The 25,027-nt window shown below is 62.5% G+C and carries 21 protein-coding genes; 11 read left to right on the plus strand and 10 right to left on the minus strand.

The annotated features are described in order from the left end of the window. Positions 1–273: 273 nt before the first annotated feature. The gene (locus tag B9A15_RS01315; RefSeq protein ID WP_084408153.1) at positions 274–1,830 is read right to left on the minus strand and encodes an ABC transporter substrate-binding protein; all 1,557 of its coding nucleotides are present in this window, start codon (positions 1,828–1,830) and stop codon (positions 274–276) included. Positions 1,831–2,262: 432 nt separating this feature from the next. Between B9A15_RS01315 and B9A15_RS01320 the strand changes: the two genes are divergently transcribed. Further along, positions 2,263–3,174 carry a class I fructose-bisphosphate aldolase gene (locus tag B9A15_RS01320; RefSeq protein WP_084408154.1) on the plus strand — a complete coding sequence of 304 codons (912 nt, stop codon included), beginning with the start codon at positions 2,263–2,265 and terminating at the stop codon, positions 3,172–3,174. A gap of 172 nt (positions 3,175–3,346) precedes the next feature. Next, positions 3,347–3,793 (plus strand): thioredoxin family protein, encoded by a 447-nt coding sequence (locus B9A15_RS01325; RefSeq protein ID WP_210190460.1) that lies wholly within the window; start codon positions 3,347–3,349, stop codon positions 3,791–3,793. Positions 3,794–3,809: 16 nt separating this feature from the next. On the opposite strand, the gene B9A15_RS01330 is transcribed toward B9A15_RS01325, so the two are convergent. The 5 genes from B9A15_RS01330 to B9A15_RS01350 all read right to left on the minus strand — a co-directional run bounded on the left by B9A15_RS01330 (position 3,810) and on the right by B9A15_RS01350 (position 8,876). Further along, on the minus strand, positions 3,810–4,214 hold the full coding sequence (locus tag B9A15_RS01330; protein WP_084408155.1) for a c-type cytochrome: 405 nt from the start codon (positions 4,212–4,214) through the stop codon (positions 3,810–3,812). A gap of 319 nt (positions 4,215–4,533) precedes the next feature. Continuing rightward, a complete protein-coding gene (locus tag B9A15_RS01335) occupies positions 4,534–5,481 on the minus strand; it encodes a carbohydrate kinase family protein (RefSeq protein ID WP_084408156.1) in 948 nt (315 codons plus the stop codon). A 123-nt stretch (positions 5,482–5,604) separates the two neighbouring features. After that, positions 5,605–6,849: a saccharopine dehydrogenase family protein gene (locus tag B9A15_RS01340; RefSeq protein ID WP_084408425.1), complete on the minus strand. Its 1,245-nt coding sequence runs from the start codon at positions 6,847–6,849 to the stop codon at positions 5,605–5,607. A gap of 45 nt (positions 6,850–6,894) precedes the next feature. Beyond that, complete coding sequence (nspC, locus tag B9A15_RS01345; RefSeq protein ID WP_084408157.1) at positions 6,895–7,998, minus strand: carboxynorspermidine decarboxylase; 1,104 nt, start codon at positions 7,996–7,998, stop codon at positions 6,895–6,897. Between the two features lie 149 nt (positions 7,999–8,147). Next, on the minus strand, positions 8,148–8,876 hold the full coding sequence (locus B9A15_RS01350; protein WP_342170041.1) for a DUF3750 domain-containing protein: 729 nt from the start codon (positions 8,874–8,876) through the stop codon (positions 8,148–8,150). Between the two features lie 120 nt (positions 8,877–8,996). Between B9A15_RS01350 and B9A15_RS01355 the strand changes: the two genes are divergently transcribed. Both B9A15_RS01355 and hisN read left to right on the plus strand, forming a co-directional pair. Further along, the gene (locus B9A15_RS01355) at positions 8,997–10,001 is read left to right on the plus strand and encodes an asparaginase (RefSeq protein WP_084408159.1); all 1,005 of its coding nucleotides are present in this window, start codon (positions 8,997–8,999) and stop codon (positions 9,999–10,001) included. A 440-nt stretch (positions 10,002–10,441) separates the two neighbouring features. After that, positions 10,442–11,218, plus strand: coding sequence for a histidinol-phosphatase (hisN, locus tag B9A15_RS01360; RefSeq protein WP_084408427.1), 777 nt, complete (start codon positions 10,442–10,444; stop codon positions 11,216–11,218). 18 nt (positions 11,219–11,236) lie between these two features. On the opposite strand, the gene B9A15_RS01365 is transcribed toward hisN, so the two are convergent. After that, a complete protein-coding gene (locus B9A15_RS01365; protein ID WP_084408160.1) occupies positions 11,237–12,322 on the minus strand; it encodes an alpha/beta fold hydrolase in 1,086 nt (361 codons plus the stop codon). 595 nt (positions 12,323–12,917) lie between these two features. Between B9A15_RS01365 and B9A15_RS01370 the strand changes: the two genes are divergently transcribed. Next, positions 12,918–13,388, plus strand: coding sequence for an Hsp20 family protein (locus tag B9A15_RS01370; RefSeq protein ID WP_084408429.1), 471 nt, complete (start codon positions 12,918–12,920; stop codon positions 13,386–13,388). 521 nt (positions 13,389–13,909) lie between these two features. Here the strand turns inward: B9A15_RS01370 and B9A15_RS01375 are convergent. Both B9A15_RS01375 and B9A15_RS01380 read right to left on the minus strand, forming a co-directional pair. Beyond that, positions 13,910–14,137 carry an Rmf/CrpP family protein gene (locus B9A15_RS01375; RefSeq protein WP_084408161.1) on the minus strand — a complete coding sequence of 76 codons (228 nt, stop codon included), beginning with the start codon at positions 14,135–14,137 and terminating at the stop codon, positions 13,910–13,912. Positions 14,138–14,206: 69 nt separating this feature from the next. Continuing rightward, on the minus strand, positions 14,207–15,265 hold the full coding sequence (locus B9A15_RS01380; RefSeq protein WP_084408162.1) for a threonine aldolase family protein: 1,059 nt from the start codon (positions 15,263–15,265) through the stop codon (positions 14,207–14,209). 525 nt (positions 15,266–15,790) lie between these two features. Here B9A15_RS01380 and gltB point away from each other — a divergent pair. The 6 genes from gltB (at position 15,791) to B9A15_RS01410 (ending at position 23,993) form a co-directional block, all read left to right on the plus strand. Beyond that, positions 15,791–20,512 (plus strand): glutamate synthase large subunit, encoded by a 4,722-nt coding sequence (gene gltB / locus B9A15_RS01385; protein ID WP_084408163.1) that lies wholly within the window; start codon positions 15,791–15,793, stop codon positions 20,510–20,512. Next, positions 20,509–20,838: a heavy metal-binding domain-containing protein gene (locus B9A15_RS01390; protein ID WP_084408164.1), complete on the plus strand. Its 330-nt coding sequence runs from the start codon at positions 20,509–20,511 to the stop codon at positions 20,836–20,838. Before gltB ends, B9A15_RS01390 begins: the two co-directional genes overlap by 4 nt. Before the next feature lie 133 nt (positions 20,839–20,971). After that, on the plus strand, positions 20,972–21,604 hold the full coding sequence (locus tag B9A15_RS01395) for a glutathione S-transferase family protein (protein ID WP_084408165.1): 633 nt from the start codon (positions 20,972–20,974) through the stop codon (positions 21,602–21,604). Between the two features lie 122 nt (positions 21,605–21,726). Continuing rightward, entirely contained in the window at positions 21,727–22,032 is a 306-nt protein-coding gene (locus B9A15_RS01400; RefSeq protein ID WP_084408166.1) for an antitoxin, read from the plus strand. Next, positions 22,029–22,433 (plus strand): type II toxin-antitoxin system VapC family toxin, encoded by a 405-nt coding sequence (locus B9A15_RS01405; protein ID WP_084408167.1) that lies wholly within the window; start codon positions 22,029–22,031, stop codon positions 22,431–22,433. Before B9A15_RS01400 ends, B9A15_RS01405 begins: the two co-directional genes overlap by 4 nt. Positions 22,434–22,538: 105 nt before the next feature. Continuing rightward, positions 22,539–23,993 (plus strand): glutamate synthase subunit beta, encoded by a 1,455-nt coding sequence (locus B9A15_RS01410; protein ID WP_084408168.1) that lies wholly within the window; start codon positions 22,539–22,541, stop codon positions 23,991–23,993. A gap of 71 nt (positions 23,994–24,064) precedes the next feature. On the opposite strand, the gene B9A15_RS01415 is transcribed toward B9A15_RS01410, so the two are convergent. Beyond that, the gene (locus B9A15_RS01415; RefSeq protein ID WP_084408169.1) at positions 24,065–24,955 is read right to left on the minus strand and encodes a MurR/RpiR family transcriptional regulator; all 891 of its coding nucleotides are present in this window, start codon (positions 24,953–24,955) and stop codon (positions 24,065–24,067) included. Between the last annotated feature and the right edge of the window lie 72 nt (positions 24,956–25,027).

The raw sequence follows: 25,027 nt of genomic DNA on the forward strand, positions 1-25,027 counted from the left end.
CTTCAGCTGCGAATGACATTCATGCGGGCATGAGGATCGCTCATCGAATGTAGCCGGCTATCGATCATATGGGGCGGCTGATATTGCTGTCGATCACCGAGAGAGAAAGATTTCAAATCCTAGGTTCGAAGGGGAGATGCGATCAATCTGGATCGTCATTGCGTTCTAAGCCTTCGTTTTGCCGCATCATCCTCTCGCCCTGCGCCATCGCCGGCGATCAAGCGCGCTGCGCAGCGCAGAGCGAGTAACGATCAGGACTGCGACAGATCCGGCCTATCCCTTGCTCACATCCTTCAGGATCAGAAGGAAGCTCGGCTCGAGCGAGAAGTTCTGCACCTCGGCGCGGGCGACCGCATTCTGCTTCCAATTGGCGACGAAGGCCCAGGGCGCGTCGTCATGGACGATCTTCTGCACCTCATTATAGAGGCGCCCGCGTTCGGCCTGATCGGTCGTCCGGCGGGCCTCGTCGAGAAGCTTGTCCACCTCTGGATTGGAGTAATAGCCGGAGTTGAAGCCACCTTCCGAGGGCATCGCATCGCTGCGCAGCGCGAGGAAGGGCAGGGTGTCCGGGTCATTGGTCATCCAGGCCATCTCGGCCATGTCCGCCTTGCCTTCGAGGCCCGGATTCACATTCGACAGGAAGGTGTTCCACTCATAGGTCTCGATCTTGGCGTTGAGGCCGACTTTCGCGAGATCGGCCTGAATGGCGGTTGCCATCGCCACCGGATCGAGCATGCCAGAGCCGCCCTCGGTGACGTAGAAGGTGAGGTCCGCCCCTTCCGCGCCCGCTTCCTTGATCAGCTCGCGCGCCTTGTCGGGATCGTAAGGATAGGGCTCGACCGAGCCGTCATTGGCCCAGGCGAAAGCTGGCGGAATCGGGCCGGCCGCGATGTCGGCGGTGCCCTGCAGGACGTTTTCAGTCAGTGCCTTCTTGTCGATAGCGTAATTGACCGCCTGGCGCACACGCTTGTCGGCGAAGGGGCCGTTCTTGGTGTTGAGGATGAGGAACCACAAATGCGGGCCCGCCTCCTCATAGACCTTGAAGCTCGGATCGTCGCGGAAGGTCTGAAGGCTGTCCGGCGGGACCTCGACCATGACGTCGAGACCGCCCGACAGCATCTCGGCCACGCGCGTATTGGCGTCCGTCACGGGACGGAAGACGATGGCTTCGAGGGGCGGCGCGCCCTCCCAGAAATCGTCGTTGCGGGTGACGACGACGCGCTGATTGGCCTCCCACTCCTCGAATTCGAAGGCCCCGGTGCCGACCGGGTGGCGGCCGAAGTCCTGGCCATATTCCTTCACAGCCTCCGGCGAGACGATCAGGCCCGTTGGATAAGCAAGATTGGAGAGGAAGGGCGCAAACGGCTCCTTCAGCTTGAATTCGACCGTGTGCTCGTCCTTGGCTGTCACCGTATCGACCTGGGAGAAGAAGAAGGCGAGGGGGAAGGGCCCTGTGTCGTGATAGGGATGATCCTCCTTCAGCATGCGCTCGAAGGTGAACACGACCGCATCGGCATTGAAGGGCGTGCCGTCCTGGAAGGTCACGTCGTCACGCAGATTGAAGGTGTAGAGCGTGCCGTCCTCCGAGATCGTCCAGTCGGTGGCGAGCGCCGGCTCCACTTCCAAAGTGCCCTTCTTGAAGCGCACCAGCCCGTCATAGAGATTGACCACGATCCGAAAATCGTTGCTCGCCGTCACCGCTTGCGGATCGAGGGATTTTGGCTCGGCGATCTGTCCGACGAGAAGAACGCCGGGCGGCGTCTGCGCACCGGCTGCGCCGGAAAATAGGATGGCGAGGGCCGCGAAGGCGGCGGCGAAGAGTCGTCTCATGAGGGCTCCTCTGGATGAATGCGGCTCGATCGTCGCTCGATCGGATAGATAGGCCCATGCGCGGCAGGGCAACCCGCATCGTGATGCATGAAGGCGGCGCAAGCGGCGCGGCAGAGTATGGGCATGATTCTATCGACCGAGGGTCGGTCCGTCGACCTTACGGTCCCTTGGGCAGGGTGGGATAAAACCCAGCGCTCTTCCATAAGTCCCGCCGATCGCAGGAATTTCGGCGCTCGTCCATTCATCAATCAAGTTGATTTTTAGTTTTGCCAGGGTCGAACGAAGAACTTGGCGGCGAGCGCTCTGGTCTAACCGATTTTAATGGTGGTCTCGCCTTCTCAATGGCTGGACGCAGGATCAGGAGACCGGCAAAAGACCTCCCAGCGGGGCATTGTCCCCGGCATCTTTGGCCGCTTTGAAGGAAAGTGCTTCATGCTGAGAACGGAAACCGTCCGCAATATTCTCTCCTGGTACGAAGGCGAGACACCAGGATTGAAGGCGAACCTCTCCCGGCTCCTGATGCATGGCCGGCTTGCCGGCACGGGCCGCCTTGTCATTCTGCCGGTCGATCAGGGCTTCGAACATGGGCCGGCGCGCTCCTTCGCACCCAATCCCGTCGCCTACGACCCCCATTATCTCTATGAGCTCGCCATCGAATCGGGCGTTTCCGGTTATGCGGCCCCCCTCGGCCTTCTGGAGCAGGGCGCGGACACCTTTGCCGGCGAAGTGCCGCTCATTCTGAAGCTCAATTCCGGAAATTCGCTGGTGTCCGGCAATGACCAGGCCCTGACGGGAACGGTGGAGGACGCCATGCGGCTCGGCTGCGTCGGCATCGGCTTCACCATCTATCCGGGCGCCGAATACTCCTATGAAATGATCGAGGAGCTGCGCGAGCTGAGCCACAAGGCCAAGTCCTGCGGCCTGATCTCGGTGGTCTGGTCCTATCCGCGCGGCGGCAAGGTCACCAAGGAAGGCGAGACCGGCCTCGACATCATCGCCTATGCAGCGCATATGGCCGCGCTTCTCGGCGCCACCATCATCAAGGTGAAGCTGCCCTCCGGCCATATCGATCTCGACGCGGCGAAGTCGACCTACGAGAAATATCCGATCGACCTCAACGATGCGGCGGCGCGCGTGAAGCACATCATGCAGGCCTCCTTCAATGGCAAGCGCATCGTCGTCTTCTCGGGCGGCGCGGCGAAGAACACGTCCGAGCTTCTCGAAGAAGTGCGCGCCATCCGCGATGGCGGCGGCAACGGCTCGATCATCGGCCGCAACTCCTTCCAGCGCTCCAAGGAAGAGGCGCTCAAGCTTCTGTCCGACGTGATGGACGTCTACGCCTGAGTACAGCCGGGCGAGGGTGGATCGCTTCCGCTCTCGACTTTGGGAAATTTTCGAGGCCCTGCGCTTTTGCCGGCGCGGGGCCTATAATGCGTCAATGAGCGATCAAACCCGCATAGGGGCGCAACGATTTGTGACGGCTGGTGCCAAGTGCCCCTCTGACTGGGCCTGTCTGATGAGGCCTTTATGGATCGCGCTCGTCCTGCTGGTCATTCCGATCTCGGCCCGGGCTGCCGAGCTCCTGATGTTCGAGCAGGATGGCTGCCCTTTCTGCCGAAAATTCGACGAAGAAATCGCGCCCGATTATCCGCGAAGCGAGGCCGGGCAGGCGGCGCCGCTGAGGCGCGTCAATATCTTCGAGGATCGCCGCGGCGGCTATGACGATCTGATGCCGGCCGTCTTCACGCCGACCTTCGTTCTCGTCGACGATGAAGGCCGCGAGGTGGGGCGGCTCGAGGGTTATCCGGGGCGCCGATATTTCTATCCCGAGATCGAGCCCATGATCAAAAGGCTCCGCCGGGCGCCTGAAACCTCCGCGACCGAGGAGTCAGGCGAAGACGCCAAAATCGCCGATTCTCCAAACGCAAACGGCGCGGGACGATCGCCCGCGCCGATGAAATGACGTCGCAGAGGGCTTCTTACTGAGCCTGCGTGCCGTCTTCGTTGAACGTCTTCAGATAAGCGATGACGTTCTTCAGGTCCTCTTCCTTCTTGAGGCCGGGGAACGCCATCTTCGTGCCCTTTACCGTCCCGCGCGGGTCGGAGAGCCAAGTGGTCATCAGCTCGTCGTTCCATTCCGGCTTGTCGGCGGCCCACTCTTGGAAGGCATTCGAGAAGCTATAGCCCTCGACCTCGCCCGGCTTCTCGCCGAACACGCCGTTGAGCTCGGGTCCAATGCCGTTCTTGGCACCTTCGCCGACCTTATGGCAGGCCTTGCAGCGGTTGAAGACCTTCGCACCGGCATCAGCATCCTGAGCGAGAGCCGGAGCCGAAACGGAGAGAGCCAAGCCGAGGCCGGCGGCGAAATAGGTCAGTTTACGCATGATTCCTCCCGAGGAAGTTCGTTCATTGAACACGGCCGGGCCGGGCGGGCACACCCACCAACGGCCCCGAACGGCGCCGAGCACACCATATGCGCGCTTCCCCAAGCTTTACAATCGTTCCAAGGAGTAAAGCCTGTTCGTTTCTCCGATCGGGTAAAAAATCCCATCCGTTCCGGCGTACCCGATAGAACCTGCGATCTCCGCACCGCGGCTTCGCCACGACTGGCGAATCCTATGCCGCCAAGAGCGGCGCAGGACGCCTTTCGCGGCATTTTGCCCTTCGGGTTATCGGCGCCCTCAAAAAACGCGACTTCGACGCTCAGAGATCCGCAAGACCAAGATCAGCCCGCCGCGGCAGATCGGCGCCGAGCCGCGAACAGGTAACGGCGGCGGCGCGAATCGCGAAGGCAAGGAGCGCGTCGAGGTCTGCGGCGCCAGCCGATTGCAGACCATCACGCGACAGACGGCCATTTTCGATGAGCCAGGCGATCAACGCGGCTTGAAACGTGTCGCCGGCTCCAACCGTATCGACGACGGCGACCGACAGCCCCTCGGCCTCGGCGCGAAGGCCGTTCTTCAAGGCGGCAACCGCGCCATGCTCGCCGCGCGTCACGACGGCCGCTTCCGCGCCGAGATCGAGCCAATCGCTCAAGACTGCGTCGATCGCACGTCCTGGATAGAGCTGTTCGAGGTCCTCTTCGCTCGCCTTGACGAGAGTGGAAAGGGGAACGAGTTCGCGAACCTTGGCGCGCCAGAGATCGAGATCGGGCTCGATCGAGGCCCGGATATTGGGGTCGTAGGAAATGAAGCGACGGCCCGATTCCTGCTTTGCGAGCTTTGCAAGCGCCGAGGCGGTCGGCTCGGTCACCGTCGAATAGGAGGCGAGGTGAATGCCGAGAAGCTCGTCAGGGAAGCTTGCCGGCACTTCATCGGGCTCGATCGAGCGATCGGCCGTGCCCTCGATATAGAAGTCGTAGCTCGCCGAGCCGGCCTCGCTCAAAGAGACGATGGCGAGCGTCGTGTGCCGGTCGGTCGGGATCGCGAATTCCCGGCCAATCGCCTCTCGATCCATGAAGCCGGTGAGCCGCTTGCCGAAGATGTCGGAGGACAATTTGGTGAAGAAGGAGGATTGATGGCCGAGGCGGGCAAGACCCAAGGCCACATTCAGCGGCGAGCCGCCGACGCGGCCCTTCAGTCCGATGGTCGCGACGTCGGTCTCCGGGTCGGCAAAGACATCGAACAGTGAATCGCCACAGGACAGATACATGGCGGACGCTCCTCCTTCGGGCCGGTCGGGAGGTTTGCCGCTAGCAGGAAGTGCGCCTGAGGGAAAGGCGGAAGCGGCAGCGACCCGCCGCTTCCGGTTCGTGTTCGAGCGTCGAGGGCCGGCTCAGGCGGCGAGATCGAGCGCCTGATCCTCGCCATTCACCTGGACCGATGTGGGCAGGCCGAGCTCCGCCAGAAGTCCCAAGAAGGGCTTCGGCGGCAGGTCTTCCACATTGACCATCTTCTTCACGTCCCAGGTGCCGTCGGCGATGAGGAGCGCGGCCGCGACCGGCGGCACGCCGGCGGTATAGGAAATGCCCTGGCTGCCGACCTCGCGATAGGCGTCCTCGTGATCGGCCACATTATAGATGAAGACCTCGCGGTCCTTGCCGTTCTTCTTGCCTTTCACGAGATCGCCGATGCAGGTCTTGCCCTTGTAATTCGGGGCGAGCGAGGCCGGGTTCGGCAGGCAGGCCTTCACCACCTTCAGGGGTACGACCTCCTGGCCCTCGGCGGTCGTTACCGGCTGTTCGGAGAGAAGGCCGAGATTCTTCAAGACCGTGAAGACCTGGACATAGCGCTCGCCGAACCCCATCCAGAAGCGCACATCGGCTTGCGGGTAACGGGCCGAGAGCGAATGGATTTCGTCATGGCCGGTCATATAGGTCGGCCGCTTGCCCACCACCGGCAGATCCCATTCGCGGGGCACCTCGAACATCTTGTTCGTCTGCCAAGCGCCGTTCTGCCAGGAATAGACGACGCCGGTGAACTCGCGGAAATTGATCTCCGGGTCAAAATTTGTCGAGAACCATTTGCCGTGGTCGCCGGCATTGACGTCGACGATATCGATCGAGGTGATCTCGTCGAGATATTCGTCCTCGGCAAGCCGCGCATAGGCGTTGACGACGCCCGGATCGAAACCCGCGCCGAGGATCGCCGTGATGCCGGCCTTCTCCACCTCCTCTCGGCGTCGCCACTCGTAATTGCCGTACCAGGGCGGCGTCTCGCAGATCTTCAAGGGATCTTCGTGGATCGCCGTGTCGATATAAGCAGCGCCAGTTCGGATGCAGGCCGAGAGCACCGACATGTTCACGAAGGCCGAGCCGACATTGATGACGATCTCGGACCCCGTCTCTTCGATCAGACGGACCGTCGCATCGATGTCGAGGGCGTCGAGAGCGTGGGCCTTGAGAACGCCGTCGGTCTTCATGGCCTTCTTCTCATGAACCGAGGCGACGATCGCCTCGCATTTCTCCACCGTGCGCGAGGCGATATGGATGGCGCCGAAACGGTCGTTGTTGCGGGCGCATTTATGGGCGACCACCTGCGCGACGCCGCCGGCGCCGACGATGAGAACGTTCTTCTTCATGGCGTGCATTCTCCCCAAAAGGACCCAGCTTTCGATCCAAGTGCCTTACGAGAGGCTGTTTTCGTAGTCGTCATAGGTGAATTGCCGCGCGACGCGGATGGTCCCGTCGCGTCGGCGGATGGCGATCGACGGCATGTTGACGCCGTTGAACCAGTTCTTCTTGACCATGGTGTAACCGGCCGCATCCTGAATGGAGATGCGATCGCCGATTTCCAAGGGCGTCTCGAAAGAGAATTCGCCGAAAACGTCGCCTGCGAGGCACGACTTGCCACAGACCATGATGCGGTGAGGGCCGGTGTTCGGCTCGATCTTGGCGCTCTCACGGTAGATGAGGAGGTCGAGCATATGGGCCTCGACCGACGAATCGACGACAACGAGATCCTTGCCGTTATGAAGCTTATCGAGAACGGTGACTTCCAGCGTCGTCGTCTTGGTGATCGCCGCCTCGCCGGGCTCCAGATAGACCTGGACGCCATAGGTCTCGGCAAAGGCCTTCAGCCGCGCCGCGAGCTTTTCCAGCGGATAGTCCTTGCCGGTGAAATGGATGCCGCCGCCGAGGCTCACCCACTCGACCTTGTGGAAGAGATCGCCGAACCGAGCCTCGACCTTCGCCAACAGATCGTCGAAAAGGGCGAAATCGCCGTTCTCGCAATTGTTGTGGACCATGAAGCCGCTGATCTTGTCGATCACCGTCTCGACCCGCGCCGGATCGTGCTCGCCGAGCCGCGAGAAGGGCCGCGCCGGATCGGCAAGATCGAATTCGGAAGACGAGACACCCGGATTGAGCCTGAGGCCACGGACGATGTTGGCGCTTTGGGCCTCGAAGCGGGTCAGCTGAGAGATCGAGTTGAAGATGATCTTGTCGGCATGACCGACGACATCTTCGATTTCGTCGTCGGAATAGGCGACCGAATAAGCATGGGTTTCGCCGCCAAAGCGCGTCTGGCCGAGCCGAACCTCATTGAGCGAGGACGAGGTCGTGCCGTCCATATGCTCGCGCATCAGATCGAAAACGCCCCAGCTTGCAAAGCATTTCAACGCAAGCAGCAGCTTGGCGCCAGACAATTCGCGCAGGCGGTCGATGACGCGCAGATTGTCCGCCAGGCGCGCTTCGTCGATGAGATAATAAGGCGTCTTCAATTCGGACATGGTTGAGGCCTTCTTCCGCAACAGGCAGCCGGCTCGCAAAAATCGATCCGGCGGGAAGGGTCTTGAGATTTCGCCGGGGGTTTAGGCAAGCTGGCTTCCGGGCGCAAGTCGCCGGGTGGGACCGTTTGGAAATCAAGAAAGGCTTGCCGTTAGCCAACCGTCCCGAAGGCCGGAACCTTCAGTTTAAGGTCGAAGGGATCGAAGCCCGCGACGAGACCGAGAATATTGATCTCGAAGCCGACATCGCGCCCGACCGCGAGCCCCGCATAGCCCCAGAACGAGAGGCGCAATTCGCCGCGCTCCGTGTCGAGGGCGAATAGAGAGCCGTCGACCGGATAATCGCGCCCGACCGCCGCCGGCGGCAGAAACGCGCCGAGGCCCGGAACCCTGCGCATGACATAGGCGACGAAGCTATTGGAATTTGGCCCGGGAAAGATCTGGTAGTCGCCGCGATGGGAATAGGGATAGGCGGCGATCGCCGCTTTCACGCGCGGGATGAGCGTCTCGGCTGCCTCTCCGTGGAATTCGGCGACCACATAGGGCTCGTTGGAATACCAGCGGGCATCGGGCGCCCAATTGTTCGTCTTGATCGGCTCGCCCCAACCGGCCTTGTCGAAACGCTCGTATGACTGTCGACCGGCTTCCTTCATCACGATCCACGAATGCTCCGACACCGCGCCTTTCAGGCCGCCGGTTCGGGCCGCCAGAATATAGAGAGCCGGCTCCCTCAACTCGCTTGCCGGCGGAAGAAGATGGGCCGAAGTCCAGTCCGCCGCGCGCCAGGATCGCGGATGGTCGCCCACCAGCCAAAGCCCGGCGGACACAGCCGCCGGCAGCACGAAGACGAGGAGGAAGGCGACGAAGACGAAGCGAAGCATTCTCATGAAGCGTTTCAAAGACCCTCTCAGCGCACTGGAAGCGGCGGTCATGGCTTGGTAGAGGAGCGCGCCGGAGCGCGTCGCCCGGCAGTATCCGGGTTCTTAAGGAGTCGCGCGGCCATGGAAAATCCCGTTCTCGTGGAAGTGACCCGAGGCGACCTCGTCGAGAGCTTCCATCGCGGCGCCTTCGCGCTGGTGGAAGCGGACGGTCGGGTCGTCGCATCGGCCGGCGATATCGAGCGCCCGGTCTTTCCGCGATCCGCGATCAAGGTCTTCCAGGGGCTGCAACTCATCGAGAGCGGCGCGGCCGATCGCTTCGAACTGTCACAGGAGGAGTTGTCGCTCGCCTGCGCCTCCCATTCAGGGGAGCCGGAGCATGTGCGCCTTGCCGCCGGGATGCTCGCCAAGGCCGGGCTCGGCGAGACGCGGCTCGAATGCGGCTGTCATTGGCCCTTCGATCTGCCCGTCGCGCTCGATCTCGCGCGCTCGGGGGAGGCGCCGGGCCCGCTTCACAACAATTGCTCGGGCAAACATGCGGGCTTTCTCTGCACGGCCGTTCACTTAAGCGAAGAGCCGGCTGGCTATGTGGGCGCGGCTCACCCGGTCCAGATGCGAGCGCGAGAGGCGATCGAGGATTTGACCGGTGAAAGGCTCGGCGCGGATGTCTGCGGAACGGATGGCTGTTCGATACCGACCTATGCCGCGCCGCTCAGAGGTTTTGCGAAAGGCTTCGCGAAGCTCGTCTCGGGGCAAGGCGTCGAGGCCTCCCGTTCTGCCGCCGGCAAGCGCCTCATCGAGGCCTGCATGGCGGAGCCTTTCGCCATGTCCGGCACCAAGCGCGCCTGCGCCGCGCTGATGGACGCCGCGCCAGGCCGCGTCTTCGCCAAGACCGGCGCGGAAGGCGTCTTTTGCGGCGCGATCCCGGAACTCGGGCTCGGTTTCGCGCTCAAGATCGATGACGGCACGACGCGAGCGAGCGAGGCGCTGGTGGCGGCCGTCGTCGCGCGCGCCTTCGCCGATGCGGATGCCGGCTTGGCCGAAACCTATCGGGAGATAGGTTTCAAGACGCTGCGCAATTGGGAGAAGACCGAAGTGGGCGCAATTCGTCCGGTGCTTGACGCTTGAAGCCTGTCAAAGACATGCCGCATTGCCGCGACGAATTGGTGCGGCGTGTCAAAGGCTCCGGATTGACGACCTGTCATCAAAGCGTCACTCTGACCATGCCAGAGGCGGAAAGGGAGCATCCGATGGAGCCACCCCAGCAGGAAGCCGCGTAGAAAGCCTTTCAAGGGTCTGTCGTCGGGGACGAGGCCGAGCGGCATATAGACTGACGGAACTCGGGAGCGGCCGATGAGCTGCCGGAGTCGTGGAACAGGCTCAACCAGAGCCGCTCTTCCGAGGTTTACCTGAATTTTTGCTCGTAAGCGAAAGACGCTTTTTGGCCTGGTCGCGGATCATCGCGGGCGGGAATTTTGGTATGGACGTCTTCCTTCGCCGTGTCTTTCGACATCCTCTTCCGCTATGTCGAGGTCTATCGAGATCCGACGAGCGAAAGGCGCACGACCATGGCGAACCCCACCGATTTCGAAACGCTTCTCGCCTTGGCCGATGCCGCCGATCGCGAAACCCTTCCACTCTTTCGCACGGTGCTCGGCATCGACAACAAGCGACCCGCCGATTTCGATCCGGTGACAGAGGCGGACCGGGCTGCCGAACGCGCAATTCGCGAGGCGATCGAAGCGCGTTTTCCCGCTCATGCCATTTTGGGCGAAGAATATGGATCGACCGGCACCGGCGACAGCCGCTGGGTGATCGATCCGGTGGACGGGACCCGCGCCTTCATCGCCGGCGTGCCGGTCTGGGGCACGCTGATCGGCTATTGCGAAGCGGGGCGGGCGGTCGCCGGCATCATGTCCCAGCCCTTCACCGGGGAGCGCTTTCTTGCCGGTTTTGAAGGCGCGGAGCTTCGTCGCGGCGAAACGCGCACCCCGTTGAAAACGCGTGAGACGACGCGCCTCACAGATGCCGTCCTCTTCACGACAACGCCGCGGCTGTACGAGGGACAGGCGCTCAAGGCCTTCGAACAGCTGGAAGACACGGCCCGCCTGACTCGCTTTGGCGTCGATTGCTACGCTTTTGCCATGCTTGCGGCGGGACATGCCGATCTCGTCGTCGAGACCGGTCTGCAGCCTTACGACATCGTTGCCCTGATCCCGATCATTGAGGCGGCCGGGGGCGTGATCACGACCTGGCAGGGTGGACGGGCCGAGGACGGCGGAAATGTCGCCGCCGCCGCGACACCTGAGCTGCACGCCACGGCGCTCGAGATCCTCAACGGCTGATCGGTCCGATTGGCACGACTACTCGGCAGCCTCTGCCGACGATCGTGCATTGTCGCCATCGGCTTTCATCCCGTCCGCCCAAGCCGCATCGGCTGGATCGGGAAACGGAAGCGCTTCTGAGAAGAAGGTCTCCATCGCGGCCAGAAGCGGTTCGCGGTGGCGGTCAGCCTCTTGCAAGAGTTCATGGCGCGCTCCCGGCAGCGTCAGGCTGGAGGCCGTTCGCATGCGCCAGGCCAGTTGCTCGGCAGCAGGGGTCGAAACGACCCGGTCTCCGCCTGCGCAAACGAAGAGCGTCGGGATCGACAGGCGGGCGACGACGTCGGAGCGCTGCAGGCGCCGCATCGCACCGGTTACCGCCGCGAGCCAGCCGACCGTGGGCGGCCCGACGAAGAGTTCCGGATGACTTTCGGCCAGATGCCGATTGCGGGCAAAGCGCCTTGGATCATGGGTGAGGGGGTTTTCGGCCGGCGTTCCCATATTGCCGGGTAGAACGGCGCGCCGAACGGGTAGATGGCCAAAGCCAAGGAGCCGCAGGCTTAAGGCCACGAAACGCATGAGGCCCAGCGGCGGCGAGCCGGGCGGCAGAGCCACGAAGGGGCCCGATAGAACCATCCGTTCGATGCGGTTGGTCAGTCTCTCGGACGCCGACAGGGCGACCAGCGCGCCGGAGGAATGGGCCAGAATTGCGTAAGGCGGGCGACAATCCGGCAGCAAGAGATCGTGGATGACGGCTTCGAGATCGTCGACATATCCCTTGAACCGCCGCACATAGCCGGCGCGGCGCCCGTCGCCCGGACGGGGCGGCCGTCCACGCTCGCCCTTGGCGGGTCGCGACGCCGATCCGCCCTGGCCGCGCCAGTCGAAGGCCGCCGCCATGAAGCCGCGCCGATTGAGATCGGCCATGGTCTCGAAATATTTCTCGATCGTCTCGTTGCGCCCCTGGAGGATCAGCACGGTTCCGCGTGTCGGCCCGTCCTTAGGCGCCGAGACTGCGCAGCGCAGGCGGACTTTGTCGGCGGTGGTGACTTCGACAGCCTTCAGGCCGGGCGGGGGTGGATTGTCGTTAAGAAGGGCGAAATCGCTCGCCGAAACATGCGCGGTCATCTGAAAAACGTCCGAAGTGGCGAAGGCGATGGCTGCGCATCGGCCGATACGGCCCGTTCTTCTATCCCTTGATCGGGAGCAAGGTCAAAGCGATCGGCGTTTGGAGGGGAAGTGCGCAGGGACTGCGCCAGACGAAAAACCGGGAGCCCCGTTTCCAAGGCTCCCGGTTCGAGCGGCCACGGCGGAAGGGACGGGACGCCGCGACCGTTTCTGCGACCAACCGAAGACGAAAGGCTCGAGGGCTTTTCGCAGTGGCTGGTCCGGTGCGCCCGAGACGTCTGTTCGCTGCGAGAGGGGCGGGGGATGCAGATGTCTCGCAGGAACGCCTCGTTCGGTTCATGCCTTTTTGAACGACGGCAAATGAACGCCCCTGGAAGACGCTGTTCATCGATCATTCAGAAAAACGTTAGCGATCAGGGTCTTGCGAGAAAAATGCAGAAATGGATCGAAGCGCTCTTGAACTCGAATTCGGTTCAAACCATCTCAATTCCGTGGCCGCCAAACGGGGCCACTCATCGGACGGCGCCGCCGGTTTTCGGGGCGCGATTGCCGATCATCGATACGCTTTAAAGTTGCTCTTTTGGAGGACATGAACATGCGTCACGTCGACTTTGCACCGCTCTATCGCTCGACCGTTGGTTTCGACCGCCTCTTCTCGATGCTCGACAACATGTCGCAGCCCGACAATGGTCAGACCTATCCGCCTTACAACATCGAGCGGACGGGCGAGAACGCCTATCGCATCACCATGGCCGTCGCGGGCTTCGGCGAATCCGACCTTTCCATCGAGTCGCGTGAGAACACGCTGACCGTGAAGGGCGAGAAGGCCGAGACCGAGGGCGACAACGAGGTCGAATATCTCCATCGTGGCATTGCGGGCCGCGCTTTCGAGCGCCGCTTCCAACTGGCCGATCATGTGGAGGTGAAAGGGGCGAGCCTGAAGAACGGCCTACTCCATGTGGATCTCGTCCGGGTCATTCCGGAGGCCATGAAGCCGCGCAAGATCGAGATTTCGGTCGCCGACAACAACAACGACTCCAAGCAGATCGAGGCCAACGCCGCCTGATTTTGCATTTTGGATTTTCCGCTATTTCGACGGCGCCCTCTCGGGCGCCGTTTTTATGGGACGATCCGGTTGGAGCATGATGCGGGAGAGTTGCATGACTTTTCCGACCGCATCAAGCTATAAAACAAAGACTTAGCGGGAAATGGCGATCTCGATTCACAGTACGCTACACTACGATCGAGCGCAGTCGGCGACTTGACCGCAAAGCCGCCATTTTCGACGCTTCGTCATTCTCGGCCACCGTGCCGAGAATCCAGAAACGTCTGCAAAAAGAGTGGCTTCATCGACGCACTGGATGCTCGGGACTGAGCCCGAGCATGACGAGCGCGTTAAAAGCGAATATCCCGTATCTGAGGTGCCGAGGCGTCGATACAGGTTGTTCGACGCAAGTGTGGCATATCTCGTCCCGATTTCTCGCCTTTCGCTCTGAAATGCGGGGCCTTCCGCCCCTTTCGAATGAAAAAAAGCGCGATGACCAGAAGATCATCGCGCTCCCAATACCGCTCTAATCGTTCGAGCGATCAGCTTTCATGCGCTTGGGATCGGCCAAGATGCGTCGCCCGTCCGGCATCCTTCATCAGGCTTGCCGGTGGTTCGCCGTGGCTCTTACGCTCGTCGGCCTGACGCGCTTCGGTCCAGCCGGACATCCATTCGGCCCGGAAACTCGATCCCACGGGGTATTCGCAGGACGACATCGGGTGGTTGTGTGCAAAGGCCAGCTTGCCTTGTTCATAGGCTGTTGCGGACATGACGGTTCCTCCTTTTTATCGGCCCGTCGTGACAGGGCGGGCCGTGTCGATAGGAGGAATGTGGACCCGTCAGGCGCCGGCTTCAATACTATCCGCGAATCGGTCGACATCGCTCTCGCTCGTCGACCAACTGGTGACGAGACGGGCCAGCATCTCGTCCGGTCCGATCAGATCATGGGCGTCATGGGGCGGATTCCAATCGTAGAATACCGCGCCTTTGGTCCTGAGGCGCTCGGCTGTGGCCGTCTCGATGACCGCGAAGATCTCGTTGGTGACGGTCGGCCAGGCGAGGCGCGCATGGGGGCTCGCATCGATCGCCGAACGCAGGCGATCGGCCATCCGATTGGCGTGAGCGGCAAGATCGAGCCAGAGCCCGTCGTCGAGATAGGCCATGAACTGCGCCGCGACGAACCGCGTTTTGGAGAAAAGCTGAGCGCCGCGCTTGCGGATATAGGGAAATTGCGAGGCCTTGGCCGGGTCGAAGACGACGATGGCCTCGGCACACCAGCAGCCATTCTTGGTGGCGCCAAATGAGAGAATGTCGACGCCGCGCTTCCATGTCATCTCCGCCGGCGACTGACCGGTGGCGACGAGACCGTTGGCGAATCGGGCACCGTCCATATGGAGCGTCAGCCCCTTGCCGCGCGTGACGGCGGAGATCGCGTCGAGCTCATCGCTCGTATAGAGAGTGCCTACCTCGGTCGGCTGGCTGACCGTCACCGCCATGGGCTGGCCGGCATGGACGAAGTCCGGCTTGAAGCGCTCAAGCTCGCGCTTCAGCCGCACCGGATCGATCTTGCCCGCCGAGCCGTCGACCGGCGCCATTCGTGCGCCATGGGTGAAGAATTCCGGCGCGCCGCACTCATCTTCAATGACATGGGCTTCGCGATGGCACAGGACCACGCCGCCCGGCCGGTTGACCGAGGCGAAGGCAAGCGAATTAGCTGCCGTGCCCGTCCCCACGAAGAAGACGGCGACCTCGCGTTCGAAGAGTTCGTCGAAGCGCTTCTCGACGGCCTTATCGAGATCGCTGGTGCCGTAGGCGGCGGCCATGCCCTCCCCATGGCGGGCGAGAGCATCGTTGACGGCGGGATGGGCGCCGGACCAATTGTCGGAAGCGAAGATCATGGGCCAAGCGCTATACGCCTCCTAGCTTCGGTGCAAGATGGGGCACCCCCGCCGCAATGACGGCGAGAGCCCCACGATGCCGACAAAGCGCGACGGCGATTTTTCGCCCCGGCGCGCCTTCATCGCGAAAGGGACTCGTCCAAAGCGCGACGGCGATTTTTCGCCCCGGCGCGCCTTCATCGCGAAAGGGACTCGTCTGACTAGTTCGAGGCCCCGCTTGCCGAGCGTTTCAAACTCTGCCATATTCCGCGCAATTAGGACAGCTATGCTGACTTATTTCGAGCCGGTCGGGCGCGGAACGGGTGGCGTTGCGCCCATGTGTCCGGGGATGGCGGCCGGCCGTGCGACATCGGGGATGGCCGAGGCGGCGATCCTATCGCATAAGGTGGTCCCGAGGACGAGCCGATCTTCGGCAGCGGAATTTGCAATCGTAAGGATGGCCGAATGCTCAACGGGCCGGCATCCGCATAAAAGTGTGCGCCGCTCGCATGTCAGCGAGCTGGAGCGCGACAGGGAGACGACGCGATGACGAAGCTTACGCCATCAATCGCCGTTGGAGGCGCCGGTGCGCCGAAAGCCGCCGAGACTTGCGCGCAGGAGTTCGACCGGGCACGGCCGAGCCGCGTCGGTCTTTACGATCCGCGCAACGAGCACGACGCCTGCGGCGTCGGCTTCATAGCGCATATGAAGAACCAGGCGTCTCACTCGATCGTGGAGAAGGGTCTCGAAATTCTCGAGAACCTGACCCATCGCGGCGCTGTCGGCGCCGATCCGCTGATGGGCGACGGCGCCGGCATGCTGGTGCAGCTGCCCCATGGCTTCTTCAAGGCGGTGATGGCCGAACAGGGCATTGATCTGCCCGAACCCGGCCATTACGGCGTCGGCCATATCTTCATGCCGCAGGACGCCCAGCTGCGGGCCGCGATCGAAACCCTCGTCGAGGAGGTGATCGCGGCTGAGGGCCAGACCGTCATTGGCTGGCGCGATGTGCCGGTCTCCAATGAGAGCCTGTCCAAGGCGCCGGAGATCGTCGCCACCGAGCCGGTCCACCGCCAGCTCTTCATCGCCCGTTCGCCGGCTCTGTCCTCCGACGACGAGTTCGAGCGTCGGCTCTATATCCTGCGCAAGGTGATCTCGAACCGGGTCTATGCGGAATACGACACGCGGGACACGGGCTTTTATCCGGTTTCGCTCTCCTCGCGCACCATCGTCTATAAGGGCATGTTCCTCGCCTATCAGCTCGGCGCCTATTACGCCGATCTGAAGGACGAGCGGTTCCAGTCGGCCCTGGCGCTGGTCCATCAGCGTTTTTCCACCAACACCTTCCCGTCCTGGAAGCTGTCGCATCCCTATCGGATGGTTGCCCATAACGGCGAGATCAACACGCTGCGCGGCAACGTCAACTGGATGGCAGCGCGTCAGGCTTCGGTCGATTCCGAGCTCTTCGGCAACGACATCTCCAAGCTCTGGCCGATCTCCTATGAAGGCCAGTCGGACACCGCCTGCTTCGACAACGCGCTCGAATTCCTGGTCCAGGGCGGCTATCCGCTGTCTCACGCCATGATGATGCTCATCCCCGAGGCCTGGGCCGGCAACAAGCAGATGTCGACGGAGACCAAGGCCTTCTACGAGTATCATGCGGCGCTGATGGAGCCCTGGGACGGGCCGGCCGCCGTCGCCTTCACCGACGGGCGCCAGATCGGCGCGACGCTCGACCGCAACGGGCTTCGCCCGGCACGCTACATCGTCACCGACGACGATCTCGTCATCATGGCGTCGGAAGCCGGCACGCTCGCCGTCGACGAGGCCAAGGTGGTCAAGAAGTGGCGCCTGCAGCCGGGCCGCATGCTTCTGATCGATCTCGAAAAGGGGACGATCGTCTCCGACGAAGACGTCAAGAAGGAGATCGCCGGCGGCAACCCTTACAAGGACTGGCTGAAGAACACCCAGATCATCCTCGAAGATCTGAAGCCCGTCGCGCCGCGCGCCTCGCGCTCCGACGTGTCGCTGCTCGATCGCCAGCAGGCTTTCGGCTACACGATCGAGGACACGCGCGCTTTGATGGCGCCGATGGCGACGACCGGCCAGGAGGCGATCGGCTCCATGGGCACCGACACGCCGATTTCGGCGATGTCGTCCCAGCCCAAGCTGCTCTACACCTATTTCAAGCAGAATTTCGCCCAGGTCACCAATCCGCCGATCGATCCGATCCGCGAGGAGCTGGTGATGAGCCTCGTCTCCTTCATCGGGCCGCGGCCGAACATCTTCGATCTGGAAGGCTCCTCCCGCAAGAAGCGGCTGGAAGTGCGCCAGCCGATCCTGACCAATGGCGATCTCGAAAAGATCCGCAATATCGGTCACACCGAGGATCGCTTCGACACCAAGACCATCGACATGACCTATCCGGCCGAACAGGGCGCGGCGGGCATGGGCGGCGCCTTGGACCGGCTCTGCGAGCGCGCCGAGGCGGCTGTCGTCGGCGGCTACAACATCATCATCCTGTCCGATCGCCAGGTCGGCCCGGACCGTCTGCCAATCCCGGCGCTTCTCGCCTGCGCGGCGGTCCATCACCATCTCATCCGCAAGGGCCTTCGCACGGCGGCGGGTCTCGTCATCGAATCGGGTGAGCCGCGCGAGGTCCATCACTTCGCCTGCCTCGCCGGCTACGGCGCCGAGGCGATCAATCCCTATCTCGCCTTCGACACGCTGCTTGCCATGCACGCCAAGGGCGAATTCCCGCCCGAGGTGGATCCGACCGAAGTCGTCACCCGCTACATCAAGTCCGTCGGCAAGGGGCTTCTCAAGGTCATGTCCAAGATGGGCATCTCGACCTACCAGTCCTATTGCGGCGCCCAGATCTTCGACATTGTGGGTCTCAATTCCGATTTCGTGAAGCGTTACTTCACCGGAACCGCGACGACGATCGAGGGCATCGGCCTCGACGAGGTCGCCAGCGAGAGTGAAGTCCGTCACGCGGCCGCCTTCTCCGACGATCCGGTGCTAGCCAAGTCCCTCGCGGTCGGCGGCGAATACGCCTATCGCATGCGCGGCGAGAAGCACCTCTGGACGCCGGATGCGGTGGCGACGCTTCAGCATGCGGTGCGCACCGACAGCTGGGAGCGCTATCAGGACTTCGCCCGCATGGTGAACGAGGCGGCGACGGATCAGCAGACGATCCGCGGCCTCTTCCGCATCCGCTCGGCCGAGGAGATGGGCCGAAAGGCGATTCCGCTCGATGAGGTGGAGCCGGCGAAGGATATCGTCCGGCGCTTTGCGACCGGCGCCATGTCCTTCGGCTCGATCTCGCGCGAAGCCCATACGACGCTTGCCCGGGCCATGAACCGGATCGGCGGCAAGTCGAATACGGGCGAGGGCGGCGAGGAGCCAGATCGCTTCCAGGTGATGCGGGACGGCTCGCCGAACCCGGAGCGCTCGGCCATCAAGCAGATTGCCTCGGGCCGCTTCGGCGTGACGACGGAATATCTCGTCAATGCCGACATGCTGCAGATCAAGGTCGCGCAAGGGGCAAAGCCCGGTGAGGGCGGCCAGCTGCCCGGCCATAAGGTCGACGCGACCATTGCCAAGACCCGCTTCTCGACCCCCGGCGTCGGCCTCATCTCGCCGCCGCCGCACCATGACATCTATTCGATCGAGGATCTGGCCCAGCTGATCTACGATCTGAAGAACGTCAATCCGGCGGCCGACATCTCGGTCAAGCTGGTGTCGGAGGTCGGTGTCGGCACGGTGGCGGCCGGTGTGGCCAAGGCGCGCGCCGACCATATCATCGTGGCGGGCTTCGACGGTGGCACGGGCGCCTCGCCGCTCACCTCGATCAAGCATGCCGGCTCCTCCTGGGAGATGGGCCTTGCCGAGACCCAGCAGACGCTGGTTCTCAACGGTCTTCGCTCGCGCGTCTGCCTGCAGGTGGATGGTGGCCTGCGCACCGGCCGCGACATGATCATCGGTGCGCTGCTGGGAGCCGACGAGTTCGGCTATGCGACGGCGCCTTTGATCGCTGCCGGCTGCATCATGATGCGCAAGTGTCACCTCAACACCTGCCCCGTCGGCGTCGCGACCCAGGACCCGGTCCTGCGCAAGCGCTTCAAGGGCACGCCCGAGCATGTGGTGAACTACTTCTTCTATGTGGCGGAAGAGGCGCGCCAGCTCATGGCCGAGATGGGCGTGCGCTCGCTCGCCGAGCTGATCGGCCAGTCCGAATGGCTCGACAAGAAGGAGGTCATCGACCACGCGAAAGCCAAGGGTCTCGACTTCACGGGCATCTTCTACAAGCCGAAGGCCGAGCCCGAGGCGATGCGCTGGACCGAGCGCCAGAAGCATCCGATCGACGAGGTCCTCGATCGCAAGCTGATCGCCGAGGCGGAGGCCGCCTTGACCAGCCGCCAGAAGGTCGAGATCGAGACCGCGATCACCAATGTGGACCGGTCGGCGGGCGCGATGCTGTCGGGCGAAGTCTGCAAGCGCTTCGGTCTGAAGGGGCTTCGCAACGACACGATCTCGGTGAAGCTGACTGGCACGGCTGGGCAGAGCTTCGGCGCCTTCCTTGCCCATGGCGTGACCTTCGACCTTCAGGGCGAAGCGAACGACTATGTCGGCAAGGGTATTTCCGGCGGCAAGCTCATCGTGCGGCCGGGGCCGAACTCGAAGATCATTCCCGAGGAATCGATCATCGTCGGCAATACGGTGCTCTACGGCGCGATCTCGGGCGAGTGCTATTTCCGGGGGGTTGCCGGCGAGCGCTTCGCCGTCCGCAATTCGGGCGCGATTGCCGTCGTCGAGGGCGTCGGCGACCATGGCTGCGAATATATGACCGGCGGCGTCGTGGTAATTCTTGGCCAGACGGGGCGCAACTTCGCGGCCGGTATGTCCGGCGGCGTCGCCTATGTCTTCGACGAACTCGGAGACTTCGCCGAGCGTTGCAACATGGCCATGGTCGATCTGGAGCCGGTACCGGAAGAGGACGATCTCCTGGAGAAGCTTCACCATCACGGCGGCGATCTTCAGCATAAGGGCCGGGTCGACGTCTCCTCCGACATGACCCGCCATGACGACGAGCGGCTCTTCCAGCTGATCTCGAACCATCTCCATTACACCGGTTCCGGCCGGGCCAAGGAGATGCTCGACAATTGGGAGCATTACCGGCCGAAATTCGTGAAGGTCATGCCGGTCGAATATCGTCGGGCGCTGCAGGAGATGGAGCGTATGCGCATGGGTGTGGCGGCGGAATGATCGTCTCGACCACTCCGACCCTCGAAGGGCGGCGGATCGTCGCCTATCATGGCGTGGTGACCGGGGAGGCGATCCTCGGCACCAATGTCTTTCGCGATTTCTTCGCCTCGATCCGCGACATCGTCGGCGGGCGGTCCGGCTCCTACGAAGCCAGCCTTCGCGAGGGCCGCGAGCTTGCCCTCGGCGAAATGGCCGAGGAGGCGCGCCGTCTCGGCGGCAATGCCGTGGTCGGAGTCGATCTCGATTACGAGAACATCACCTCTGGCAACAACTCGTCCTCCATGCTGATGGTCGTCGCCTCCGGCACGGCCGTCACCGTCGAATAGGGTGCCGACACGCCGGGTCAGTCATTTGTGATGGCCTCTTTGGGCAAGCGGCAATCGCCGGTTGCCCTGTTGGCACTAGTTCGCGCCTCGCGGCCGCCATTCGGTGGCCGGCAAAGATACGAGGACAGAATCTATGGCCGACATTAAGCTCTGGGGTTTCGACGGTTCGACCTATGTGCGCACCGTCAAAATGCTGCTGAACGAAAAGGGCGTGAGCGACTACGAACAGGTCCCGGTCAACGTGCTCGAAGGCGAGCCGAAGAGCGAGGAGCATCTGAAGCGCCACCCCTTTGGAAAGGTGCCCGTCCTCGATCACGACGGCATGCGCATCTACGAGACAGCGGCGATCTGTCAGTATCTCGATACGGTTCTGCCGGGCCCATCACTTATCCCATCCGACCCGAAGAACCGGGCGCGGATGGATATGGTGACGAACATCGTCGACTCCTACGCTTACGGACCCATCGTGGGCGGTGTGGTCGCCTATCATCTCTTCCCGGACTTCGTTGGCGGCAAGGATGACGGGGCCCACCGCCGGGGCAAGGAGAACGCCCGCAAGGCGCTGGTGGAGCTGATGCGGATTCGCGGTGGTGACGCGTTTCTCGCAGGTGACGAGATCTCGCTCGCCGATCTCTATCTGGCGCCGCTCGTCGCCTATATCGCGATGACCCCCGATAAGGACGAGTTCTTGAGCATCGACGGGCTGGCCGATTGGTGGGGAGAAGTGTCGGATCGAGAGAGTTTCAAGGCGACCGATCCGTCCTGATTCGATCAACTTGTATGGGAGATCTGACCGGCTTAGATTGCTGGCATATGCCAGTGGCATATGCCGGTTCGCATGGATCGGACTGGTTCCCGACTCAGTGCTTGGTCGAAGGAGATGCGTCCATGGCCGAAGTGAAAGAAAGGCGCGCAAAGATTTTTCGCAACGGCCGCAGCCGGGCCGTGCGGATTCCGGCGGAATTCGAGCTGAACGCTGAGGAGGTCATCCTGCGCCAGTTGGCGACTGGAGAGATCACGATCTCGCCGATGTCAGCCAACGAGAAGAACAAAGCCTTTCAGCAGATGCTGCAGCGCTTTGCCGCGGAGGAGGCCTTAGGAACGGAGGACGAATTCCCGCACATCGATGACGGTGACATGTTGCCTCTCGACGAGACCAATCTTGGCGCATCTCCAGGCAATGACGAGAGATGATTCGCTTCCTATTGCACACGAACGCGTTCAGCGAATTGACGAAATCGAAGAGCGGTCCGGTAGGGAACAGGATAATGGATCACGGTGTGGATGTCTGCGGGATCAGCATCATCACCGCGGCGGAAGTTCACTATGGCGCTGAATGGCGCTCGAGCAAACGGCTTCTTCGGCGGATCGATGAGATCTTGGACTATCTCTCCGTGTTGCCATTCGAGTCGCCGGCCGATCGCGTTTACGGCCGTCTGCGTGCCCATTTGCGCCGCAATGGTACGCCGATTGGCCCGAACGACCTTCTGATCGCGGCGCACGCGCTTGCGCTGGACGTCGTTTTGGTGACAGACAACGAGAAGGAATTCTCGCGCGTGCCGAACCTTCGGATCGAGAATTGGCTGAGGGGCTGACGCCGGCGCCAAAATCATTTTAGAAGGGTTTGAAGCGCGTCTTGTTGCGGCGCACCGGATGGGTGCTGCGCTTTTTGTGTGGAACTGAGGTGGATAGAGACGGACATGGGTAAGGTAACCGGCTTTCTCGAAATCGATCGGCAGACGCCGAAATATCAGCCGGCCTCCGATCGAATCCGGCATTTCCGCGAATTCACCCTGCCGATGTCGGATCCCGAGGTCGCCAAGCAGGCGGCCCGTTGCATGGATTGCGGCATTCCTTATTGCCACGGGCCGACGGGCTGTCCGGTTCACAACCAGATCCCGGACTGGAACGATCTCGTCTATCAGGGCGATTGGGACGCGGCGATCCGCAATCTCCATTCCACCAACAACTTCCCGGAAGTGACGGGGCGCATCTGCCCGGCGCCTTGCGAGGAAGCCTGCACGCTCAACCTGGAAGACGTCCCCGTGGCGATCAAGACGGTCGAGCAGGCGATCGCCGACAAGGCCTATGAGGCGGGCGCAATTCAGCCGCAGCCGCCGAAAGAGAAAACCGGCAAGCGCGTCGCCATCATCGGCTCGGGCCCTTCAGGGCTTGCCGCCGCCCAGCAACTCGGCCGAGCCGGGCACGATGTGGACGTTTATGAGCGCGAGTCGAAGCCGGGCGGCCTGATGCGCTACGGCATTCCCGACTTCAAGATGGAAAAGCACTATATCGACGCCCGCGTGAAGCAGATGGAAGGCGAGGGCGTCAGCTTCCATTGCGGTGTCAATATCGGCGTCGACAAGACGGTCGAGGAGCTTCTCTCGACCTATGACGCGGTTCTTTATTGCGGCGGCGCCGAGAAACCCCGCGACGCGGGGATCGATCGCGAGGGTCTGGCCGGCATCTATGACGCGATGCCCTATCTCGTGCAGCAGAATCGGCGCGTGGCGCGCGAGAACATCGATTCGACCGGTTGGCCGGAAGAAGAAATCTGGGCGGCGGGTAAGCATGTGGTCGTCGTCGGTGGCGGCGATACTGCGTCCGACTGCGTCGGCACCGCCTTCCGCCAGGGCGCGGTGAAGGTTACCCAGCTCGATATCCGCCCGCAGCCGCCGCAGACGGAGAACAAGCTGACCGTCTGGCCCTATTGGGCGACCAAGATGCGCACCTCGTCCAGCCAGGCGGAAGGCGCCGTCCGCGAGTTCCAGATCGCGACGCTCGCCTTTGTCGGCGAAGATGGCGTCCTCACCGGCGTCAAATGTGCCGAGGTGAACGAGAAGCGCGAGCCGATCGCCGGCACCGAATTCGTCATCAAGGCCGATCTTGCCTTCATCGCCATCGGCTTTGCCGGACCCTTCGAGACAGGTGTGCTGGCGGAGATGGGCGACAAGCTCGCCACTCGCACCGACCGGCGCGGCAATGTCTCGGTTGAGGCGAATGACGAGGCCTACAAGACCTCCGTCGACAAGTTCTACACGGCGGGCGATGTGCGCCGAGGGCAGTCGCTGGTGGTTTGGGCGATCCGCGAGGGCCGTCAGGCCGCCCGTGCGATCGATCTCGATCTGATGGGCCAGACGACGCTGCCGCGCTGATCGCAGGTCACCTGCGCCAAACTGTGCAGAGGCGCAGAGGGCCTTTGCTTGATTGTTTTTCAATGGCGGCGTTATGCGCCGCCATTGTCATGTCCGCCGCCAAATGTGCCGAGACAATCGAACATGTCTTCGAGCTCGTCCACCCGTTTGCGGCTGACGGACCAGAGCCGGTTCGAGACTTCGGCGATCAGAGCTTCGACCAGAAACATCAACGTCATGGTCGAGTCCCAACTGGTCAGCGCTTCGACATTGGCTGCAAAGACATGGTTCGCATGGCTCGAGACCGGCGAGCCCCACTGGTCGGTAAAGAGCACGATCTCCGCGCCGCGCTTTTGCGCGAGTTCGGCGATGAGCGGATAGTCGCTCTGATAGCGTCGGATATCGAACAGGACGAGGATCGAGCCGGGACCGAGATCGAGAAGGGCATGGGGCCAGAGATGGGCCGAGGTGCCCATTTGCGAAACGCCCGGGCGTAAGATGTGCAGATGGTTGTGGAGATGGTCGGCCAATGTGCGGGTGATCCGCCCGCCGGCGATCAGCACCGAGCGCTGCGTGTCCGACAACAACGCCGCGACCTGATCGAAGGTCGAAAGGTCCAAGGCATCCAGCGTCGCCCGCAAGTTAGCCGAGACGAGATCGCCGAACTGATTCACGGTATGGCGATCGGATCCCCGCGCATGCCATTCGGCGTGTTTGGACGCGGGCTTCTTGACCTGTTCGGAAACCTCCTGGCGCATGACCTCCTGCATGGCGGTGAAGCCGTCATAGCCAAGCTTGCGGGCCATGCGCACGATCGTCGGCGTCGAGACGCCCGCAATCTCGGCAAGGCGAACGGAAGATTGAAGCCCGGCGGCCGGGTAATCGGCAAGCAATGTGGCGGCGAGCTGGCGTTCGGAGGGGGTAAACTGATCCATCGCGCGGCGGAGCCGTAGCGCAAAGGATTCCCGACTGGGTTCACCCATGACACGGCCCTCCCGAGCCTCACGCAAACAGGTGGAATGCGACCAAAGCGCGTATCCTCCAACAAACTATGA

Source organism: Fulvimarina manganoxydans (genome assembly GCF_900176465.1).
Classification (GTDB): domain Bacteria; phylum Pseudomonadota; class Alphaproteobacteria; order Rhizobiales; family Rhizobiaceae; genus Fulvimarina; species Fulvimarina manganoxydans.

What these genes read in the sequence shown, in the direction of transcription:
- B9A15_RS01315 (WP_084408153.1), bottom strand. Translation starts at nt 1,830, where the DNA reads ATGAGACGACTCTTCGCCGCCGCCTTCGCGGCCCTCGCCATCCTATTT.
- B9A15_RS01320 (WP_084408154.1), top strand. Translation starts at nt 2,263, where the DNA reads ATGCTGAGAACGGAAACCGTCCGCAATATTCTCTCCTGGTACGAAGGC.
- B9A15_RS01325 (WP_210190460.1), top strand. Translation starts at nt 3,347, where the DNA reads ATGAGGCCTTTATGGATCGCGCTCGTCCTGCTGGTCATTCCGATCTCG.
- B9A15_RS01330 (WP_084408155.1), bottom strand. Translation starts at nt 4,214, where the DNA reads ATGCGTAAACTGACCTATTTCGCCGCCGGCCTCGGCTTGGCTCTCTCC.
- B9A15_RS01335 (WP_084408156.1), bottom strand. Translation starts at nt 5,481, where the DNA reads ATGTATCTGTCCTGTGGCGATTCACTGTTCGATGTCTTTGCCGACCCG.
- B9A15_RS01340 (WP_084408425.1), bottom strand. Translation starts at nt 6,849, where the DNA reads ATGAAGAAGAACGTTCTCATCGTCGGCGCCGGCGGCGTCGCGCAGGTG.
- nspC (WP_084408157.1), bottom strand. Translation starts at nt 7,998, where the DNA reads ATGTCCGAATTGAAGACGCCTTATTATCTCATCGACGAAGCGCGCCTG.
- B9A15_RS01350 (WP_342170041.1), bottom strand. Translation starts at nt 8,876, where the DNA reads ATGCTTCGCTTCGTCTTCGTCGCCTTCCTCCTCGTCTTCGTGCTGCCG.
- B9A15_RS01355 (WP_084408159.1), top strand. Translation starts at nt 8,997, where the DNA reads ATGGAAAATCCCGTTCTCGTGGAAGTGACCCGAGGCGACCTCGTCGAG.
- hisN (WP_084408427.1), top strand. Translation starts at nt 10,442, where the DNA reads ATGGCGAACCCCACCGATTTCGAAACGCTTCTCGCCTTGGCCGATGCC.
- B9A15_RS01365 (WP_084408160.1), bottom strand. Translation starts at nt 12,322, where the DNA reads ATGACCGCGCATGTTTCGGCGAGCGATTTCGCCCTTCTTAACGACAAT.
- B9A15_RS01370 (WP_084408429.1), top strand. Translation starts at nt 12,918, where the DNA reads ATGCGTCACGTCGACTTTGCACCGCTCTATCGCTCGACCGTTGGTTTC.
- B9A15_RS01375 (WP_084408161.1), bottom strand. Translation starts at nt 14,137, where the DNA reads ATGTCCGCAACAGCCTATGAACAAGGCAAGCTGGCCTTTGCACACAAC.
- B9A15_RS01380 (WP_084408162.1), bottom strand. Translation starts at nt 15,265, where the DNA reads ATGATCTTCGCTTCCGACAATTGGTCCGGCGCCCATCCCGCCGTCAAC.
- gltB (WP_084408163.1), top strand. Translation starts at nt 15,791, where the DNA reads ATGACGAAGCTTACGCCATCAATCGCCGTTGGAGGCGCCGGTGCGCCG.
- B9A15_RS01390 (WP_084408164.1), top strand. Translation starts at nt 20,509, where the DNA reads ATGATCGTCTCGACCACTCCGACCCTCGAAGGGCGGCGGATCGTCGCC.
- B9A15_RS01395 (WP_084408165.1), top strand. Translation starts at nt 20,972, where the DNA reads ATGGCCGACATTAAGCTCTGGGGTTTCGACGGTTCGACCTATGTGCGC.
- B9A15_RS01400 (WP_084408166.1), top strand. Translation starts at nt 21,727, where the DNA reads ATGGCCGAAGTGAAAGAAAGGCGCGCAAAGATTTTTCGCAACGGCCGC.
- B9A15_RS01405 (WP_084408167.1), top strand. Translation starts at nt 22,029, where the DNA reads ATGATTCGCTTCCTATTGCACACGAACGCGTTCAGCGAATTGACGAAA.
- B9A15_RS01410 (WP_084408168.1), top strand. Translation starts at nt 22,539, where the DNA reads ATGGGTAAGGTAACCGGCTTTCTCGAAATCGATCGGCAGACGCCGAAA.
- B9A15_RS01415 (WP_084408169.1), bottom strand. Translation starts at nt 24,955, where the DNA reads ATGGGTGAACCCAGTCGGGAATCCTTTGCGCTACGGCTCCGCCGCGCG.